This window comes from Rhodococcus sp. SB1D, from assembly GCF_048573875.1.
GTDB classification, from domain to species: Bacteria; Actinomycetota; Actinomycetes; order Mycobacteriales; family Mycobacteriaceae; genus Rhodococcus_F; species Rhodococcus_F qingshengii.
In genome coordinates, this window is record NZ_JBMAIQ010000009.1 from 243,050 (window position 1) to 261,142 (window position 18,093).

Here is an 18,093-nt window from a genome sequence, read left to right on the forward strand (position 1 = left end):
GTCGATCGGGGATCGCTCAGCCCAGACGCTCCAGGATGGTCGCGTTTGCCAACCCACCTGCCTCGCACATGGTCTGGAGTCCGTAGCGCGCGCCGCGCTGCTCCATCGCGTTGACCAGGGTGGTCATGATCCGCGTTCCGCTGCCGCCCAGTGGGTGGCCGAGCGCGATGGCGCCGCCGTGGACGTTCACCTTGGACAGGTCGACGCCGGTGTCCGCTGCCCACGACAGGACGACGGGGGCAAAGGCCTCGTTGACCTCGAACAGATCGATGTCCGAGACCGTCAATCCCGCACGGGCCAGGACCTTCTGTGTAGCCGGGATGACCGCGGTGAGCATGTAGAGCGGATCGTCGCCGGCAACTGCGAAGCTGTGCAATCGTGCCTTCGGGGTGAGGCCGAGTTTCGCGGCGATCTCACTGGTCGTGATCATCACCGCCGAACTGCCGTCCGAAAGCGGGCTGCTGTTGCCCGCGGTGATGGACCAGTCGATCTGTGGGAATCGCTGTGCGTAGTAGTCGGATTCGAAGGCGGTCCGTAGGCCGGCCAGGGTCTCGACCGTGGTGCCGGGGCGGATGGCCTCGTCGACCGACAGCTGCGGGAGCGTGGCGAGTTCCTTGGTGAAGTAACCACTCTCGGTTGCCAGCGCGGCTTTCCGATGGCTCGACGCCGAGAACTCGTCGAGTTGGGTGCGGCTCAGTCCCCACTTGGCAGCGATCAATTCGGCGCTGATGCCCTGCGATACCAGACCGTCCGGATAGCGCTCTTCGAAACCCACGCCGAGTGATTCGCGCCCGATGCTGCTCGAGCCCATAGGGACTCGGCTCATCGACTCGACTCCGGCAGCGACAACGATGTCGTACGCACCGGCAATGACGCCCTGAGCGGCAAAATGAACTGCTTGTTGGCTACTTCCACACTGTCGGTCGACGGTGGTTCCCGGTACCGACTCAGGGTAGCCTGCGGCGAGAAGGGCAGTGCGAGTGACATTCTGGCTCTGTTCACCGACTTGGCTTACCGCTCCACCGATGACGTCGTCGATCAGTGCTGCATCGATTCCAGTGCGTTCGACTACCGCCTTGAGGCTGTGGGCGAGGAGGTCGACGGCGTTGATGCCGTGCAGGGCGCCGTTCGCCTTTCCCTTGCCGATCGGAGTGCGAACGGCTTCGACGATAACTGCGTCTCTCATGACAAATTCCTTTCAGGGATGGCGGATTCAACAGGGACAACCGGGGTGGGTGTGGTCGCAGGTGTCATTCCCAGTGATGCCAGGGCAGACACAAGCGCGACGGCAAAGATCACCCACCAGGCCTGGCGGAAGGTGTCGTAGTCGACAGCAGAGCCGAGAACCGCGATCAGAACGCTCACGCCGAGAACGGTTCCGATCTGTCGGCTCATGCTGACGATTGCGCTACCGGTGGCCGATCTGGCAGGTGCCAGATCCGCCGTGGCCTGCGACAGAATGGTCGGCAGGGCAAGACCGACACCGATCCCGGCGATGATCCAGCCTGGTAGGAGTCCGGTCGCGTAGTTGGGCGTCGTATCAACCGAGACGAGAACGAGTACGGTTCCGACTGCCCACAGAAGGCTGCCGAGTGCGGCGACGCGTCCCGCCGAGTACCTGCGCGTCAGCGATCCGCCGGCGATGGCGAACAGCGGAACGAGAAGCGGACCCGGTGAGACGGCGAAACCGGTTCGCAGAGCGGAGTATCCCCAGGCTTCCTGGAGCCACAGGATGTTCGAGAGAAGACCCGCGGCGAATGCTGCGCTGAACAGGATGGCGGTGACGTTGGACCAGGCAAACGAGCGGATCTTCAGAAGATCCGGAGCAATCAACGGAGTCCGGTGACGAGAGTTGCTCCACCAGAACGAGAGTAGTGTCACGGCGGCCACGGCGAAGGCGATCAGAACGCGATTGTCGGTCCATCCCCAGTCCGGACCCTGGACGAGTGCCAGGGCGAGAGAGCCGATTCCGACGGTGAGGAGGGCAGCGCCGACGAAGTCGATACCGGCATCGGGGTCCTTGTGTGTTGTATCCGGTACGAGTCGGACTGCGAAGTAGAGCAACACGATGCCCACTGGAACATTGATCAGGAAGACCCAGCGCCACGAGGCCTCTACGAGGATGCCGCCCACGACAGGGCCGAATGCAGCTGCTGCAGCGCCGGCGGCTGCCCAGATGCGAACGCCGGATTGACGTTTCGCGGCGGGAAGCGCATTGATCAGAAGCCCGAGACTGGCCGGGGTGAGCGCAGCGGCACCGACTGCCTGGACGATACGGAAGGCCACCAGTGCCCACAAGGACGGGCTGAAGGCACAGGCGGCGCTGGCGAGGGTGAACAGTGCGAGGCCGGCGATGAAGGCGCGCTTGTGCCCGATCCTGTCCGCCCAGCGTCCGAGGGGTATCAACAGTGCGGCGTAGACGATCGCGTAGCTGTTGAGGATCCAACTGAACTCGCCGAGCGAGTGACCTGGGTAGCTCTTGGCGATGTCGCCGAAGGCCACGTTGACCACAAAAAGATCGAGGCTGGCGACAAACGGCGCCCCCGACAGTATCGCGAGCAGGGGTCCGGTCCGCACCGGCTGGCTATGAAGTTCCATAGTCAGCAATCTAGACTCTGGCTATGGTTATGGCAAGCCAGGGGGTATGGTGAATTGCATGGACGCTGTACGACTGACCGGAGTGCTCGAAGATCGCGACGCCTGGCGGGCCACGCACTGTTCGATCGGGCGGGCCATGGAAGTGGTCGGCACTCGATCCGCGATACTCATTCTGCGAGAGGCCTATTACGGCACAACGCGTTTCGACGACTTCGCGTCGCGAGTCGGCATCACCGAGGCGGTTGCGTCGGCGAGGCTGAAAGAACTCACTGAGGCGGGACTGTTCGAGCGTGTGCCGTACAAGGAGCCTGGAAAGCGGACGCGGCACGAGTACGTGCTCACCGAGAAGGGCCGTGACCTGCTGCCGGCGGTTCTCGCGCTGATGCAGTGGGGCGACAAGTATCTGCACGGCGGAAAAGGTGGACCGTTGGAGGTGGCCGACGACGCTACTGGTGAGCGCGTTCGCGTCGAGGTGCGCAGTGAGTCGGGTCGTGAAGTGCCTTTGGGGGAGTTGCGAGTCTCTGTCAACGAATCGCGTCGGCGGTTGCGCGAATAGCGATGCATCTCAACAGCTCTCGAGTGTAGGTCTTCTTGAAGTTGTCCGGTTTGTCTCTGGTTATCGAAAGTATGTTCGATTAAACTTTGAGCATGGACAGTCGGGAAGCATGGCAACTGGATAGCGAGGACCTCAAGGGTGAGGTTCTGGATCTGGTGCGCGCCCGACACGAGTTGCAGTCGCGGATGGTGTTGCTGATCGTGGAGATGTTTTCCCGGGACGTTCTCGGTGGGAAGGGTTTTCGGGCGATCGCACAGTGGTTGCATGGTTCGACGAATCTGGAGATCGGTGAGTGCAGTCTGCTGGTCGGGTTGGCGCGGTTGTTGATGCTCGAACCGGTTGTCGGCGATGCGTTTCATCGTGGTGACGTGGATGCGTTGAAAGCCCGTCAGGTGGCGTCGTTTTGTCAGCATCCGCCGAAGAACATGACCCTGGCGGATGTGGACAAGGCTCGCGGGATCCTGTTGGGGTTGGCGTCGAAGAACATTGCCGATTGTGATGCGGTGCGGGCGGCGATCCGGCGGATCGAGAAGCAGTACGGAAAACGCGAAGACGGCGTCCCGGTCGGCGAGGATTCCGAACGTAACGAGTTCTACGCCTCGAAAGGGTTGTACGGACGGGTGACCGTGAAGGGCGATCTGGATGCTGTGAACGGGGCCCGTCTGATCACGTTGTTGTCGAGCCTGTCTGCGCCGACACCGGAAAAAGACGGCGTGAAGGACACACGCACGCCGGCGCTACGGCGGGCGGATGGGTTTTGCGAGTTGTTGCGCCGGTACGAGCGGGCGGGGTTGGGTCCGATCGAAGGCGGAGTGAAACCGCACATCACAGTCACCGCCAGTGCAAAAGACATGACCGACCTCAAAGCATTGAAGGATCTACTGCCGTCGACTCAGGAACTGGGTTTCGCGTGGGCGGATTGGGTGGGTCCGATCAGTATCGATACTGCACGGATGTTGGCGTGCGACTGCACCGTGACGCGGATCCTCCTGGACGAGAATGGTGTTCCGCTCGACTGCGGTAAGGAAGCGAGAACGGCGACGGTTCCGCAGCGGCGGGCGTTGGCGGTTCGTGATGGTGGGTGTGCGTTTCCGGGATGCGGGACACCGTCGGGGTGGTGCGATGCTCATCATATTGTTCACTGGAACGTTGGTGGCCCAACGGATCTCGACAATCTGATCTTGTTGTGCGGTCATCATCATCGGACGATGCACCACACCGAGTGGCGGGTGGAGATCGGGCCGGATCGCAAATCGGTGTTCTATCCGCCGATGTCTGTTGATCCGTATCAGCAGCCGATCGGCGGGAACAGCCCACCCACCGCGGCGTGAATCGCGACAACTGAAGACGTGAGCACCGGGGCACCTCTACGCCCCGGTGCTCGAGCTCGCGTTTGGGAGTCCCCGCGTTTGGGAGTTTTGTGGCAGGGCGTCAGCTCAGTGACTTCTTGAACCCGACATGGGAGGCCACAAATCCGAGTCGCTCGTAGAAGTCGTGAGCTTCCTTGCGAGTTTGATCCGAGGTGAGCTGCGCCAGAAACGCGCCGCGCCGGGCACCTTCTTCGCAGGCCCATCGGATCATCGAACTGCCGATGCCTTTACTTCGGTAGTCCTCGTGGACGCGAACTGCTTCGATCTGCAGTCGCGTGGCACCCATCCGGCTCATACCCGGAATGAAGGTCAATTGCATTGTGCCGATTACCGCGTCACCGACCAGAACGGTGACGAGAAGTTGAGCCGGATCCTCGTCGATTCGCTTGAACGCGTCCTCGTAGATCGTTCGAGCTTCGGGGTTGGTCGTCTCCCGGGTGCTGCCGATCGGGTCGTCGGCGAGCAAGTCGATCAGTGCCTCCACGTGTCGAATCTCGGCCCGCGTGAGGGTGTACTCCACTCCGCCGGACTGAAATGACGTCGCAATCATCGATGCTCCCCTGAAGAAGAATGAATGTCTGAAATGTCAGACTCTCACGAGTCTCCTCCAGCGCACTCGATCACGTCCAAAAACGCATGAGGGCGTTACCGAGCATGGCGTAGTAGTCGGACACACCGCTCAATTCGAAGATCCAGTAGATCGCGTCGAAGAAGACGACATTGATCTGTGGGACGAACAGGAGCGCAACCAGCAGGAGCAGTCCGTACGGCTTGAACTGGTCGAGTTGGTGCCGTGTGTTGGGTGCGAGGTAGGGCTCCAGCGCGTTGTAACCGTCCAGACCCGGGACTGGGAGCAGGTTCAAAACTGTTGCCATGACCTGCAAGAAGGCCAGGAAACTGAGGCCGGCCCAGAACGTCAGATGCTCGGCCGATGAGCCGTACGTACGTATGACGACGAGGAGGATCACGGCGGCGACGGCATTCGTGAACGGACCGGCGAGCGATATTCGGGCCTGCACCTTGGGCGGGAACATCCCGGTGCGCAGGTACACGGCGCCGCCGGGAAGCCCGATGCCGCCCAATGCGATGAACAGCACCGGCAGACCGATCGAGAGCATCGGATGGCTGTACTTGAGCGGGTTGAGCGTCAGGTAGCCACGAGCCTCGACGTCGGTGTCTCCATGACGCCACGCCAGATAGGCATGCGCGAATTCGTGCAAGCAGAGCGTGACCACCCAGCCGGCAACCACGAGGACAAAAACACCCGCGCGGCCCGCGATGGAACCCCACGTCGAGTTCCAAGCGACGATTCCGGCGATGACAGTGATCGCAACGACGCCGAGGAAGACAGGGCTCGGCCGAACCGCCGACCGTGCTGCTCCGGTTCTCACCTGACCAACAACCAAGTCTTGTCGTGCCGGTAGAAGGTCGAACGCTTCAGATCGCGTGGGTTGGCCACCCCGTCGCGAACCAGTCGCGCTGCCGGCGAGCCCAGTTGAATGGCTCGGCCTTCCAGCCAGCGTCGCCCGCTCCAGCGGCTCTTGCGGTCGACTGATGCCTTGATCCCGGGGAGCTTGGGGCTCGGCACTATCCGGATGCCGGGGACTGTACCGGAGAACAGCTTGTTGTCGTCGACGTAGGCCTCGCCGATCAGTTCGTCTGCATCCGCCGGACCCGTGACAGTTGCTGCACCTACCAGCGCGATTCCAGCGTCGTCGCGAATGAGCGGCACGGTGTGGACTGTGCCTTTCAAGGCCGTGCGCGCAGCTCGTGCACCGGTCGCGAGTTTGTACGCGTCGGTTGCGTCGGACCTGTTCTCGGTGACGTAGGCGAGTTCGACGTTGAGTCGCTCCAATCGCATCAACCGCGTCAATGCCGCGGCAAACGCGCCGTCGTTACCCACGACGATCAAGCGAGGCTCCGTCACGACCTGCAGTTGGGACAGTGCCTCGTCGAAGTCTTGCTTCTCCGGAAGTTCAGGGACAGTGAACGACGTGAGTTCACCCAGGGGGAGTGGAACCGGCGAATCGCCACATTTGAGCACCACAGGGGTCAAAGCCACTCCTAGCTCGATCAAGACTTCTTCTCGGGTAGTGGGACCTCGCCACCCTTCCCCGAAATGGCCGTCCGAATCACTGCCGACGATCTTAGTGCGAGTCTCTGTGTCGACTCGCAATCGTGATGGTCACCGGCCAAATTCTGGACCGTCAGGTCTGGTCTGATGCTCTGGGCTAGACTGCTCCTTCGGTCACTGCAACAGTTCGGCGCTGCATCATGTGCGCGGAAGCCAGGCAGTACCAATGCGGCGGGACAACTGCTGCACGTCGACCGTAGGAGACAACGTCATGCCGGCAATCGTCCTGATCGGCGCCCAGTGGGGCGACGAAGGTAAGGGCAAAGCTACAGATCTACTGGGCGAGCAGCTTCAGTGGGTCGTGCGATACCAGGGCGGTAACAACGCCGGACACACCGTGGTTCTGCCGAACGGTGACAAGTTCGCACTGCACCTCATCCCGTCCGGAATCCTCACCCCCGCCGTCAACAACGTCATCGGTAACGGTGTCGTCGTCGACCCGGGTGTGTTGTTGACCGAATTGGCAGGCCTGGAAGAGCGCGGCGTGGACACGTCCCGCCTGCTGCTTTCTGCTGATGCGCACCTGATCATGCCGTACCACGTGGCCATCGACAAGGTCACCGAACGCTTCCTGGGAGCGAAGAAGATCGGCACGACCGGCCGCGGTATCGGCCCGTGCTACCAGGACAAGATCGCCCGTGTCGGTGTCCGTGCCGCGGACGTCCTTGACGAGAAGATCCTGACCCAGAAGGTCGAAGCAGCACTCGAATTCAAGAACCAGGTGCTGGTCAAGATCTACAACCGCAAGGCACTCGACCCGCAGCAGGTCGTCGAAGAGGTACTGACGCAGGCCGAGGGTTTCAAGCACCGCATCTCGGACACGCGCCTGGAACTCAACCTCGCCCTCGAGCGCGGCGAGACCGTTCTGCTCGAAGGTTCGCAGGGCACTCTGCTTGACGTCGACCACGGCACGTACCCGTACGTGACCTCGTCCAACCCCACTTCGGGTGGTGCGGCGGTCGGTTCGGGAATCGGTCCCACCAAGATCACCACAGTGCTCGGCATCCTGAAGGCGTACACGACGCGTGTCGGTTCCGGTCCGTTCCCGACGGAGCTGTTCGACGATCACGGCGCATACCTGGCGAAGCAGGGCGGCGAGGTCGGTGTCACCACCGGACGCGCTCGTCGTACGGGATGGTTCGACGCTGTCATCGCGCGTTACGCGACGCGCGTCAACGGCATCACCGACTACTTCCTCACCAAGCTGGACGTGCTGAGCAGCCTCGACACCGTGCCGATCTGTGTCGCGTACGAGGTGGACGGTGTCCGCCACGACGAAATGCCGATGTCACAGAGCGACATTCACCACGCCAAGCCCATCTACGAAGAGATGCCCGGCTGGTGGGAAGACATCTCGGAGGCTCGCACCTTCGAGGAACTGCCGCAGAATGCGCAGAACTACGTGCTTAGGCTCGAAGAGCTTTCGGGTGCGTTCATCTCCTGCATCGGTGTCGGCCCCGGCCGCGACGAAACGATCGTCCGGCGCGAGATCGTCCGCTAGTTTGTTCCCTCGAAATCCCCGCTCATGCAAGCATGAGCGGGGATTTCGTGTTTCAAGCCAGCTTCGACAAGTGTGCGGTGACGGTCTTCCAGTCGGGAAACTTGGTGCTGCCGAACTTGATCCACTCGCCCTCGAATCGATCTGCTCCGTTTGCTCCGCGGTCGTCGACGAGGTAGTCGCCACGATTGAGGTGTTTGTGGTGCGAGAGGATCAGACGTTTGTATGCGACGCTGCCTTCCTCCATTCCGAGGTGCTCTTGGACCCACAGAACCTTGTCGTGCCAGGCTGTGGCGTTCTTCCACGGCGCTGTCGAGAGGATGTAGGTGTCGAACTGCTGTGCCAGTTGGTGGTAGGCGTCGATAGCGCCGTCGAGAGGATCCATGCGAGAGAAGATGTGCGGCGCTTCGTCGAGGTCGTTCTGGTACTTCTCTCGGACGCTGTGGGTCAGGCGATCGATGCCCGACTGGAAGTTGACCAAGGTGTTGTCGAGATCGATATAGAGAATCTTTTTGGAAGCCGGCATGGGAACCCTCTCTGGAGACTTTCTGAGTGCGAAAAGAGTCCAGTTTTACCCAACTGGACTGAGATCAGTGAATTCTTCCCCCTGATCACAATCGCACGGGGGTCTGACAGCGTCGTTCTCGCGGTCTGAAGTCTTGTCGTGGAAGATGCCGCCGAGGGGTGCTGCCAGGCGAAACTGCTCCAAACGAATGTATGTACCTTCACCTTCGGCGGGCGCGAAGAAGTAGACGAGTGCCACGAAGAGTCCGATGCCGATCAGGGTTGCGAAGGTAGTCATGGACATATGATCAACTCGACTGGTATTGAGTTACATAGCCAAGTTGTCGATACTGGACTGCATGATGACTCGAGTTCTCGGTGCCCGTTCGCTTGCTCGCGATCTGGGATCCTGGCAGGAAGAGTCCGGACGCAGACCCGCGTACCGTGCGCTTGCCGACGGTATCCGCCTGCTCGTGCACGACGGTCGCGTTCCGCTGGGAGTCGCACTGCCGAGTGAGCGTGAACTTGCGGCGGTACTCGAACTCAGTCGAACCACGATCACGTCGTCGTACTCGGTGCTGCGAGACGAGGGGTACCTGATCAGCAGGCAGGGGTCGCGAAGCACCGTGGCATTGCCTGCCGGCGCGCGGCCGAACGGGTTGATGTTCCGCTCCCATCAACCCGGGCCGAGTGGACCCGTCGTCGACCTCAGTTACGCGGCGATGGCAGCTCCCGCCGCTCAGGTCGAACTGGCGTATGCGTCTGCGCTGCAGGAACTTCCGAACTTCCTTCCCACACACGGGATGGAACCGGTCGGGATCGCCGACTTGCGTGACGTGATCGCGCAGCGCTACACGGCGCGGGGTCTTCCCACCACCGCCGAACAGATCATGGTGACCTCGGGTGCGCAGCACGCGCTCCGATTGTTGCTGTCGGTGCTCACCTCACCCGGCGAGCGAGTGCTGGTCGATCATCCGACGTACCCCAATGCGCTGGAAGCGATTCGGCGAAACGGCGCTCGGCCCGTACCGGTTCCGGTCCGACCGGAGTTCGCGGCAGCCGGAGCCTGGGATCTCGACGGGATTCGAAGTGCAGCAAGGCAAACCGCAGCCAGAATGGCATACCTGATCCCTGACTTTCACAACCCGACCGGCCTCTGCATGGACTCTTCCGGCCGCGCCGAGCTTGCGAAGATTGCGCACGAAACGCGAATGACTCTGGTCGTCGACGAGACGATGGTGGATCTGTGGCTCGACGCACCACCGCCGGCGCCGGTCGCCTCACATGGGCGAGGCGCAGCGAAAACCGAAGTGGTGACGCTCGGTTCGACCGCGAAGTCGCTGTGGGGCGGGCTACGTGTCGGTTGGATTCGCGCCGATGCCGCGCTCATCACCCAGTTGGTGGGGGCGCGTGCCGCGGTCGACCTCGGTACTCCCGTCATGGATCAGTTGGCAGCCGCCTACTTGCTCGCCGACGACCGCTCGTTGCTCGAACAGCGTCGCGAAGTTCTGCGAGAACAGCGTGCGGTACTCCTCGGTGCGGTGGCCGAGCATCTGCCGGACTGGCGTCCCACCATCGGTTCCGGCGGAATGTCGGTCTGGATGCGAATGTCCGCGCCCGTCTCGACGGCGTTGGCGGCGGTGGCACCCAACTTCGGCGTACTCCTTGCCGCCGGCCCCCGTTTCGGCGTAGAAGGTGCGTTCGAACGATTCATCCGCGTGCCGTACGCACGTTCTGCCGAGGACCTCATTCGCGGCGTTGCGTCCATCGCCGCTGCGTACGACACTCTCGCGACGGATCGCGACACGGCAGACCAACGAATGGTCGTCGTCTGAGAACTGGGTACACACCCTGAAAGTGGTGTGAAACCAGGAGGTAGGGCATGACGGCGGTAGACGGTACAGGCGCAGCGGGAACCAGTGCGGCGGAAGCGCTCGCAGAACGATTGTTCGCGGCCACGCTCGGGGCATCGGAGCTGCAGGCCGTGTATCTGGGCGACCGGTTGGGCTGGTACCGCGCGCTGAGCGATCACGGCCCGCTCACGTCGACGGAGCTGGCGGACCGGACAGGGACCGTCGAAAGATATGCGCGGGAGTGGCTCGAGCAGCAGGCCGTCGCCGGTTATGTGGACGTCAATTCGGATGCCGATCGCCGGTACAGCCTGCCGCGGGCCCACGCCGATGTTCTGGTCGACGACGAGAACCTACTTTTCCTGGCGCCGCTGGCGAGGCTGTTCGTCGCGACGACGTCGTCGATGCCACGTCTACTCGACGCTTATCGTCACGGTGGGGGAGTCACGTGGGAATCGATGGGCCCCGATGCTCGCGAGGGTCAGGCGCTACTGAATCGGCCGATGTATCTCCATCAGCTCTGTCAGCAGTTTCTGCCGGTAGTCACCGACCTGCACGCCACACTTTCGGACGGCGGGCAGGTCGCTGATCTCGGGATGGGGGAGGGCTGGTCGTCGATCGCGCTCGCCCTCGGATACCCGAAGATCGAAGTGCACGGCTTCGACGTCGACGCGGCGTCGGTGAACGCTGCCCGTCGTAACGCTCATGATCGGGGGGTGGACGACCGCGTGCATTTCTCGTTGGTCGACGTCGCCGGACAGGCTCCTGAGGCCGGGCGAGCCGATGCCGGGACCTACGACGCCGTCTTCGCTTTCGAGTGCCTTCACGACGTTCCGGATCCGGTGGGTTTTCTTTCCACGGCTCGGGCGATTGCCCAGCCGGGCGCTCCGGTGATCGTGATGGACGAACGAACGGCGGATGAGTTCGATCCCGAGGCGGGTCCGATCGAGCAATTGCTGTACGGATTTTCGCTGACCTGCTGCTTACCGGACAGTCTTTCGCATCCGGGAAGCATTGCCACCGGGACGGTGATGAGGCACTCGACACTCGAAAGCTATGCCAAGGCGGCAGGTTTCGAGCGGGTGGACGTGCTGCCGATCGAGCACGAGATGTTCAGGTTCTACAGGTTGGGCTGACGCCCCGTGCGCCTTTTTGGTTGCAGTAACTACCAAAAAGGCGCACAGGGGCCGAAGGCCCTAGGTCCAGACCGTATCGATATCCGTCGCCTCACGCGCCGGCGCAGCAGGCGTCGTGGTGGGCGTGCGCGAGAAGCGCGGTGCGGGAGCATGCTGGGTGACGCCGTCCAGTTCGATGAGCGAACCGCGAGCCGCGATGTGTTCGTTGGACGGAGCCTCGGCGAAAGTCAGGACAGGGGAGACGCAGGCGTCGGTGCCGAGGAAGATCTTGGCCCACTCGTCGCGAGTCTTGGACAGGAACTTTTCGGTGAAGAGCTTCTTCATGTCGTCCCACTTGGACGTGTCCATCTGGTGAGGGAGCGTCGCGGGATCGAGTTCGAGGCCCTCGAGCAGCAATGCGTAGAACTGGGGTTCGATGGATCCGACGGCCATGTACTTGCCGTCGGAGGTCTCGTAGGTGTCGTAGAACGGAGCGCCGGTGTCGAGGAGATTGACGCCGCGCTCGTCGGACCAGACGCCGCGACCGCGGAATGCCCACATCATGTGGGAGAGCGCGAGGGTTCCGTCGACCATTGCCGCGTCGACGACCTGGCCCTTACCGGACGTCGAGCGCTCGACGAGAGCCGACAGAATGCCGAAGATCAGGAACATGGAACCGCCGCCGAAATCGCCGACCATGTTGAGCGGCGGGACGGGACGTTCACCCTTGCGTCCGATGGCGTTGAGGACACCGGTCAGTGAGATGTAGTTGATGTCGTGACCGGCGGCGTTGGCGAGCGGTCCTTCCTGTCCCCAGCCCGTCATACGGGCGTAGACGAGGCGCGGATTGCGCTCCGAGACCACGTCGGGTCCGAGTCCCATGCGTTCCATGACGCCGGGGCGGAAACCCTCTATGAGGACGTCGGCGCGGCCCAGGAGATCGAGCACTTTCGCGACGTCGGCCGGGTCCTTCAGGTTGGCCTCGACGATGCGGCGGCCGCGCTTGATCTGGTCGGTTGCGTTCGAGTCTTGCGGAATCTGCCCTGCGCGCTGCACGATGACGATGTCGGCGCCCATGTCCGCCAACAGTGTCGCGGCGTGCGGGCCCGGTCCCAATCCAGCGAATTCCACGATCCGAATGCCCGCGAGCGGGCCCTTCTTCTCCACAGCTTCTGCAGACACACGCACTCCCAATTCAGACGGTGACAACACTTCTGACCCGACGGTAACGTGTCGAATCGATCAGGTGTGCTCCGGGGCACTGTGTCCACCGAGGGAGGCGCCGATCACTAGACGGCGGCACCCTCGAACTGAGCGTTGTAGAGACGGAAGTACGCGCCCGCCGCTGCGATGAGTTCGTCGTGTGTGCCCTGCTCGACGATCTTGCCCGACTCCATCACGACGATCAGATCGGCGTTACGGATGGTGGAGAGCCGGTGCGCGATGATGAAGCTGGTCCGCCCGACGCGCAACGCGGACATTGCTTGCTGCACAAGCTGTTCCGTACGTGTGTCGACTGAGCTGGTCGCCTCGTCGAGAATCAGCAGCGACGGCTCCGACAGGAATGCTCGGGCAATCGTGATGAGCTGCTTCTCGCCGGAGCTGATGTTCGACGCCTCCTCGTCCAGCACGGTGTCGTAACCGTCCGGGAGCGTGTGGATGAAGCGGTCGACGAAGGCAGCGCGTGCGGCTTCGTGAATCTCGTATTCGCTGGCGTCGAGTCGGCCGTATGCGATGTTGTCGCGGATCGTGCCGCCGAAGAGCCAGGTGTCCTGCAGAACCATGCCGACGTGCTTGCGCAAGTCGGAGCGGCGCATCTGCGAGATGTCGACGTCGTCGAGAGTGATTCGGCCGGAGTCGACTTCGTAGAAGCGCATGAGCAGGTTGACCAAGGTGGTCTTGCCGGCACCGGTGGGCCCGACGATGGCGACCATCTGCCCGGGCCGGGCCGTGAGGTACACGTTCTCGATCAACGGCTTGTCCGGCTCGTACCGGAACGAGACGTTCTCGAACTCGATGTGACCGACGTTGCGATGACGTCCGGCGGGCTCGGGGAGAAGCGGCACGTCGATGTCGGGCGACTGCTCGGGTTCGTCGAGAAGCTCGAAGACCCGCTCCGCCGACGCGGCTCCGGACTGCAGGCTCGTCGACATGGACGCGATCTGCGTCAGTGGCTGGCTGAACTGGCGCGAATAGACGATGAAGGCCTGAACGTCACCGAGTGACATGTTGCCGCTGGCGACCTTGAGAGCGCCGACCACAGCGAGCAGCACGTAGGTGATGTTTCCGACGAAGTTCATGACCGGCATGATCAGGCTGGAGAGGAACTGTGCGCCGAAGGACGCGTCGAGGAGCTTCTTGTTCTGCTCGGCGAATTCACGCTCGGCTTCGGCCTGATGCCCGTACACGCGTACCAGGTCGCGACCGCTGTAGTTCTCCTCGATCTGCGCGTTGATCTTGCCCGTCTCGGTCCACTGAGCCTTGTACAACACCTGTGCTCGCTTGGCGACCCTGGCAACGAGGAGCACCGATACCGGCACCGCGATCAGTGCGATCAGGGCGAGCATCGGAGAGATGACGAACATCATCGTCAGGACGCCGAGGACGGTGAGCACCGACGTCAGGAGCGAGGTCAACGTCGACGACAGCGTCGACGAGATGTTGTCGATGTCGTTGGTGACGCGGCTGAGGATCTCGCCACGCGGCGTCTTGTCGAAATACGGAAGGGGGAGACGGTGAAGCTTCGCCTCCACCGAGGCACGCAGGTTGTAGATGGTCTTCTGGACGATGATGTTGAGGAGGAATGCTTCCAACCAGGCAAGCAGCGACGAGAGCAAGTACACGCCGATCGCGAGCATGACGACCTTGCCGATGGCGTCGAAGTTCAGACCCACACCGGGAACGACGTCGGTCGAGTTGGCGACAAGATCGGCGAACGTCGAATTCCCTGATGCCCGGATGGCGTCTGCGGCCTGCTCGCGGGTCAGTCCGGCGGGCAGGCTCTTGCCGATGAACCCGGCGAAGATGAGGTCTGTCGCGTGACCGAGGATTTTCGGCACTGCGACCGACAGCGCGATGCTGGCGATCGTCGCAACGACGACACAGAAGACCGCAAACTTGTGCGGCTGCAGAAGCGAGAGAAGCCGCTTCATCGTCGCCTTGAAGTGGCGAGGTTTGGTGTCCGTCGCGGTCAGCGCGGGCTTCGGCTCTTTGTCGGGGGTCTCGGGGTTACTCGACTTCGCATCCCCGTCCGCGGATTCAGGTTCGCTCGGGATCTTGGCGAACACCACCGTCGGGGCATCGTCGAAGTACTGGCTGTTGGGGCCGCCCCATGTCGGGTCCTGCGGGCTGGTCATGCGCTCATCTCCGCGGGAATCTGGGAAGCCACGATCTCTTGGTACGTCGGACAGTTGGCCAGAAGGAACTGATGGTCGCCGAGGCCGACCGGCGCACCGTCTTCGAGGACCATGATCTGGTCGGCATCGATGATGGATGCGACGCGCTGAGCCACGATGATGACCGTCGAATGAGTCGAAACCGTCCGGAGTTCGCGTCGGACCGCGGCGTCCGTATGCATGTCGAGAGCGGAGAACGAATCGTCGAAGACGAAGATCCGGGGTCTGCGGACCACCGCTCTGGCGATGGCGAGACGTTGTTTCTGTCCGCCCGAGAGATTGCCGCCGCCCTGCGCGATCGGTGACTCGAGACCGTCGGAGAGTTCCCGGACGAAGTCGTCTGCCTGGGCGATGGTGAGGGCTGCCCAGATGTCGTCGTCGGTGGCGGTCGGGTTTCCGTAGCGGATATTGCTCGCGATCGTGCCGGCGAACAGATAGGCCTTCTGGGGCACGTATCCGAAGTTGGCGAAGAGTTCGTCCTGATCCCAGCCACGGACGTCCAAGCCGTCGACCAGGACGGCGCCGGCTGTGACGTCGAAGAGCCGGGGGATGAGTGAGACGAGGGTCGATTTGCCACTGCCCGTACTGCCCACGATCGCGGTGACCGTGCCTGGCATGCATCGCATCGAAACATTCGACAGAACCGGCGTTTCTGCTCCCGGATACGTGAATCCGGCTCCACCGAACTCGACCACGCCGTATGGGCTGGTCGGGCGAAGGGGCTGGGCCGGCGCGGGCACGGTCGCCTCGGTGTCGAGTACTTCGGTGATGCGGTCGGCGCACACGGCGGCGCGGGGGATCACGACGGCCAACATGGTCGCCATGACCACCGACATCAGGATCTGCATGACGTAGGCGAGGAAGGCGCTGATCTGTCCGATCTGCATGTCCCCGGTGTCGACCAGATGCGCGCCGAACCACAGGACCGCCACGCTCGACAGGTTGGCGATCAACATGACGGTGGGCAGCAGAACCGCCTGGTACCGGCCGATGAGGAGCGAAGTGTCGGTCAGTTCCTTGTTGGCCTTGTCGAAGCGGATCGTCTCGTCGGGTTCGCGAACGAAGGCGCGAATGACACGCATACCGGTGAGCTGTTCGCGCAGTGATCGATTGATGTTGTCGATGCGCGTCTGCATCGTCCGGAAATGCGGGATCAGCTTGGCCACCACGACCGAGACGGTGATGCCGAGCAGTGGCACCGAAATCGTCAGGAGCCAGGACATCTGCAGGTTCTCGCGCAGAGCCATGATGATGCCGCCGATGCACATAAGCGGGGCGCTGACGAGCATCGAGGACGTCAGCATGACCAGGGCCTGGATCTGCAGGACGTCGTTGGTGTTGCGTGTGATCAGCGTCGGCGCACCGAAACTGTTGAATTCGCGATCCGAGAAACTGCCGACTGCCTTGTAAAAGGCGCCTCGAACGTCGTGGCCGAAGCCCATCGACGATTTTGCAGCCAGATAGGTCGATGCGACCGACGCGATGATCGACGCAAGCGAGACCAGGAGCATGATCCCGCCGGTGGACATGATGAATCCGGTGTCGCCTCGGGCGACGCCGTCGTCGATGATCCGCGCGTTGAGTGTGGGGAGGACCAACGACGCGATGGCCCCGAAGAGTTGCAGTGCGAGGACCCCGGCAAGCAACCAGCGGTACGGCGGCAGGTACGTCTTGAGGAGTTTTGCTAGCACGACGGTTCCCGGTGAGTTGCCTCGGTTGCCGCTCGTTCGCGATTGATCACACGCACACGGTATGACAGATCGCGGTCGAGGTTGGCACCGACTCTGACGATTGCATCCTTTTGTCCTAATTGACTGTGATCTCGAACACACTCGAATTCGAGATTGGATTCAGGTCACAGCACCTGAACTGCAGGTTTACATATCCATCCAATGTGTCACGTTTTCGATTGGACAGAAACAAACTGGACGTACGTATTTAGCTTGGCTACAAAGACGTGCAGCGAACAAAACGTGCGCCGCGTCATGGATATTCATGCAAGGAGTCACATATGGGATCCCTCGGAAACCTCCTCAAGGCCAACGGTATGGGCTGGGGCATTCTCCAGCTTCTGCCCCTGGTCAACATGCTCAAAACCCTTCAGGGGCTGGACACCGCGAGCTCGAACTCCTGACGTCGACCTCGAGAAATCTTCCGAAACAACACAGGAGTAGTCGCATGACCTCGATTCAGAATCTCGACGCCTTCCTCAAGAGCGTTCTTGCATTCGTGACCAAGTTGAACGCGGGATCGGCAGACGGCTCGGGTTCGGCCGGTTCGGCCGCCGAGTAGTTCTCGGTCCTCACTTCATCTCAACTGCATTCCGACAAAAGGAGGCCCGACATGGGTTCATTCGAAGACTTCAGCGGCGTCGTCAAGACGTTCATTCCGGTGCTCAAGGACCTGTTCACGGCACTCGGTGGTGGCTCTCTCACCCCTGGGACGGGATCGGCGGCCGATAAGTAAGTCCAGTTTGTCCGAAAGTGTGGCTCGCAGTTGTCTGCGGGTCACACCTTTCGACTTTTCACTGTGAGCTAAATCACATTATGGGACATTCTAGAGGGTGAATTTGCACTTTGAACTGCAATTATCCGTAAAGGTGTAACCGAAAGTCCGCATTGATAGCTATTGGGTAGCTAGACAAGGATGGAAAGCCGGTCTATAAATGCAGGCAGCGCCAAGTAAGTGCGCTACATCACAGCTCGGGATGTTGTTCGGGGGGCGGTTCAGCCATCCGTGCGGCAGAAGTTCCCGAACCATCTCGGCCACCGCCTGCGGCCGGAATGGCGCTGGAACATCACATCACCTCACATACAGGAGAACCTCCTATGTTCGGATCACTCAGCACCCTCGGACCCCTGCTCACCGCGCTCGGAGCTTTCCTCAAGTCCGTTCCCACCGAATCGCTGTCCGGCAAGGGCGAGGGCTCGTCCACCGGTTCACTCTCGGGTCTGTCCAGCGGATCCGCCGAGTAGTCATCCCTTCCGGCAGGTCCATTCGGCTCTGCCGATCGGATTGCATGCAGGTGCCCTCTGTCCACTGTCGTGGCCGGAGGGCACTCGCGTTTGCGGAG

At 61.9% G+C, this 18,093-nt stretch carries 18 protein-coding genes; 8 read left to right on the forward strand and 10 right to left on the reverse strand.

All coding sequences use genetic code 11. From position 1 onward, the window contains the following. Positions 1-16: 16 nt before the first annotated feature. Both ACN50D_RS20920 and ACN50D_RS20925 read right to left on the reverse strand, forming a co-directional pair. Entirely contained in the window at positions 17-1,186 is a 1,170-nt protein-coding gene (locus ACN50D_RS20920; RefSeq protein WP_073513553.1) for a thiolase family protein, read from the reverse strand. Beyond that, on the reverse strand, positions 1,183-2,598 hold the full coding sequence (locus ACN50D_RS20925; RefSeq protein WP_042452157.1) for an MFS transporter: 1,416 nt from the start codon (positions 2,596-2,598) through the stop codon (positions 1,183-1,185). The genes ACN50D_RS20920 and ACN50D_RS20925 overlap by 4 nt, the downstream gene beginning before the upstream one ends. Positions 2,599-2,656: 58 nt before the next feature. Between ACN50D_RS20925 and ACN50D_RS20930 the strand changes: the two genes are divergently transcribed. Both ACN50D_RS20930 and ACN50D_RS20935 read left to right on the forward strand, forming a co-directional pair. Further along, on the forward strand, positions 2,657-3,154 hold the full coding sequence (locus ACN50D_RS20930) for a winged helix-turn-helix transcriptional regulator (protein WP_007726791.1): 498 nt from the start codon (positions 2,657-2,659) through the stop codon (positions 3,152-3,154). Positions 3,155-3,246: 92 nt separating this feature from the next. Then, positions 3,247-4,485, forward strand: coding sequence for an HNH endonuclease signature motif containing protein (locus ACN50D_RS20935; RefSeq protein WP_212633978.1), 1,239 nt, complete (start codon positions 3,247-3,249; stop codon positions 4,483-4,485). Positions 4,486-4,585: 100 nt separating this feature from the next. Here ACN50D_RS20935 and ACN50D_RS20940 read toward each other — a convergent pair whose 3' ends face one another. From ACN50D_RS20940 to ACN50D_RS20950, 3 genes are all read right to left on the reverse strand, one after another. Next, a complete protein-coding gene (locus tag ACN50D_RS20940) occupies positions 4,586-5,074 on the reverse strand; it encodes a GNAT family N-acetyltransferase (protein WP_007726792.1) in 489 nt (162 codons plus the stop codon). A gap of 70 nt (positions 5,075-5,144) precedes the next feature. Then, positions 5,145-5,915, reverse strand: a complete 771-nt coding sequence (locus ACN50D_RS20945; protein WP_003944319.1) for a site-2 protease family protein — start codon at positions 5,913-5,915, stop codon at positions 5,145-5,147. Further along, a complete protein-coding gene (locus tag ACN50D_RS20950; protein ID WP_080961056.1) occupies positions 5,912-6,586 on the reverse strand; it encodes a hypothetical protein in 675 nt (224 codons plus the stop codon). Before ACN50D_RS20950 ends, ACN50D_RS20945 begins: the two co-directional genes overlap by 4 nt. 283 nt (positions 6,587-6,869) lie before the next feature. Here ACN50D_RS20950 and ACN50D_RS20955 point away from each other — a divergent pair, with 283 nt between their 5' ends. Next, positions 6,870-8,159 carry an adenylosuccinate synthase gene (locus tag ACN50D_RS20955; protein WP_003944351.1) on the forward strand — a complete coding sequence of 430 codons (1,290 nt, stop codon included), beginning with the start codon at positions 6,870-6,872 and terminating at the stop codon, positions 8,157-8,159. 52 nt (positions 8,160-8,211) lie between these two features. On the opposite strand, the gene ACN50D_RS20960 is transcribed toward ACN50D_RS20955, so the two are convergent. Beyond that, complete coding sequence (locus ACN50D_RS20960) at positions 8,212-8,682, reverse strand: 5' nucleotidase, NT5C type (protein WP_042924209.1); 471 nt, start codon at positions 8,680-8,682, stop codon at positions 8,212-8,214. A gap of 45 nt (positions 8,683-8,727) precedes the next feature. Beyond that, the gene (locus tag ACN50D_RS20965; RefSeq protein WP_042924212.1) at positions 8,728-8,958 is read right to left on the reverse strand and encodes a hypothetical protein; all 231 of its coding nucleotides are present in this window, start codon (positions 8,956-8,958) and stop codon (positions 8,728-8,730) included. 61 nt (positions 8,959-9,019) lie between these two features. Here ACN50D_RS20965 and ACN50D_RS20970 point away from each other — a divergent pair, with 61 nt between their 5' ends. Together ACN50D_RS20970 and ACN50D_RS20975 are read left to right on the forward strand one after the other, a co-directional pair. Next, the gene (locus ACN50D_RS20970) at positions 9,020-10,495 is read left to right on the forward strand and encodes a PLP-dependent aminotransferase family protein (RefSeq protein ID WP_003944301.1); all 1,476 of its coding nucleotides are present in this window, start codon (positions 9,020-9,022) and stop codon (positions 10,493-10,495) included. A gap of 47 nt (positions 10,496-10,542) precedes the next feature. Then, entirely contained in the window at positions 10,543-11,646 is a 1,104-nt protein-coding gene (locus ACN50D_RS20975) for a class I SAM-dependent methyltransferase (protein WP_212633979.1), read from the forward strand. A gap of 60 nt (positions 11,647-11,706) precedes the next feature. Here ACN50D_RS20975 and ACN50D_RS20980 read toward each other — a convergent pair whose 3' ends face one another. The 3 genes from ACN50D_RS20980 to ACN50D_RS20990 form a co-directional block, all read right to left on the reverse strand. Continuing rightward, the gene (locus ACN50D_RS20980; protein ID WP_042924245.1) at positions 11,707-12,807 is read right to left on the reverse strand and encodes a CaiB/BaiF CoA transferase family protein; all 1,101 of its coding nucleotides are present in this window, start codon (positions 12,805-12,807) and stop codon (positions 11,707-11,709) included. A 107-nt stretch (positions 12,808-12,914) separates the two neighbouring features. Continuing rightward, positions 12,915-14,981 carry an ABC transporter ATP-binding protein gene (locus tag ACN50D_RS20985; RefSeq protein WP_042924214.1) on the reverse strand — a complete coding sequence of 689 codons (2,067 nt, stop codon included), beginning with the start codon at positions 14,979-14,981 and terminating at the stop codon, positions 12,915-12,917. Beyond that, positions 14,978-16,711, reverse strand: coding sequence for an ABC transporter ATP-binding protein (locus ACN50D_RS20990; protein WP_007726810.1), 1,734 nt, complete (start codon positions 16,709-16,711; stop codon positions 14,978-14,980). Before ACN50D_RS20990 ends, ACN50D_RS20985 begins: the two co-directional genes overlap by 4 nt. 320 nt (positions 16,712-17,031) lie before the next feature. Here ACN50D_RS20990 and ACN50D_RS20995 point away from each other — a divergent pair, with 320 nt between their 5' ends. The 3 genes from ACN50D_RS20995 to ACN50D_RS21005 all read left to right on the forward strand — a co-directional run bounded on the left by ACN50D_RS20995 (position 17,032) and on the right by ACN50D_RS21005 (position 17,995). Next, positions 17,032-17,154, forward strand: coding sequence for a hypothetical protein (locus ACN50D_RS20995; RefSeq protein ID WP_003944443.1), 123 nt, complete (start codon positions 17,032-17,034; stop codon positions 17,152-17,154). A 209-nt stretch (positions 17,155-17,363) separates the two neighbouring features. Beyond that, positions 17,364-17,486: a hypothetical protein gene (locus tag ACN50D_RS21000; RefSeq protein ID WP_019749478.1), complete on the forward strand. Its 123-nt coding sequence runs from the start codon at positions 17,364-17,366 to the stop codon at positions 17,484-17,486. Between the two features lie 362 nt (positions 17,487-17,848). Then, positions 17,849-17,995, forward strand: a complete 147-nt coding sequence (locus tag ACN50D_RS21005; protein ID WP_007726811.1) for a hypothetical protein — start codon at positions 17,849-17,851, stop codon at positions 17,993-17,995. The last annotated feature ends 98 nt before the right edge of the window (positions 17,996-18,093 follow it).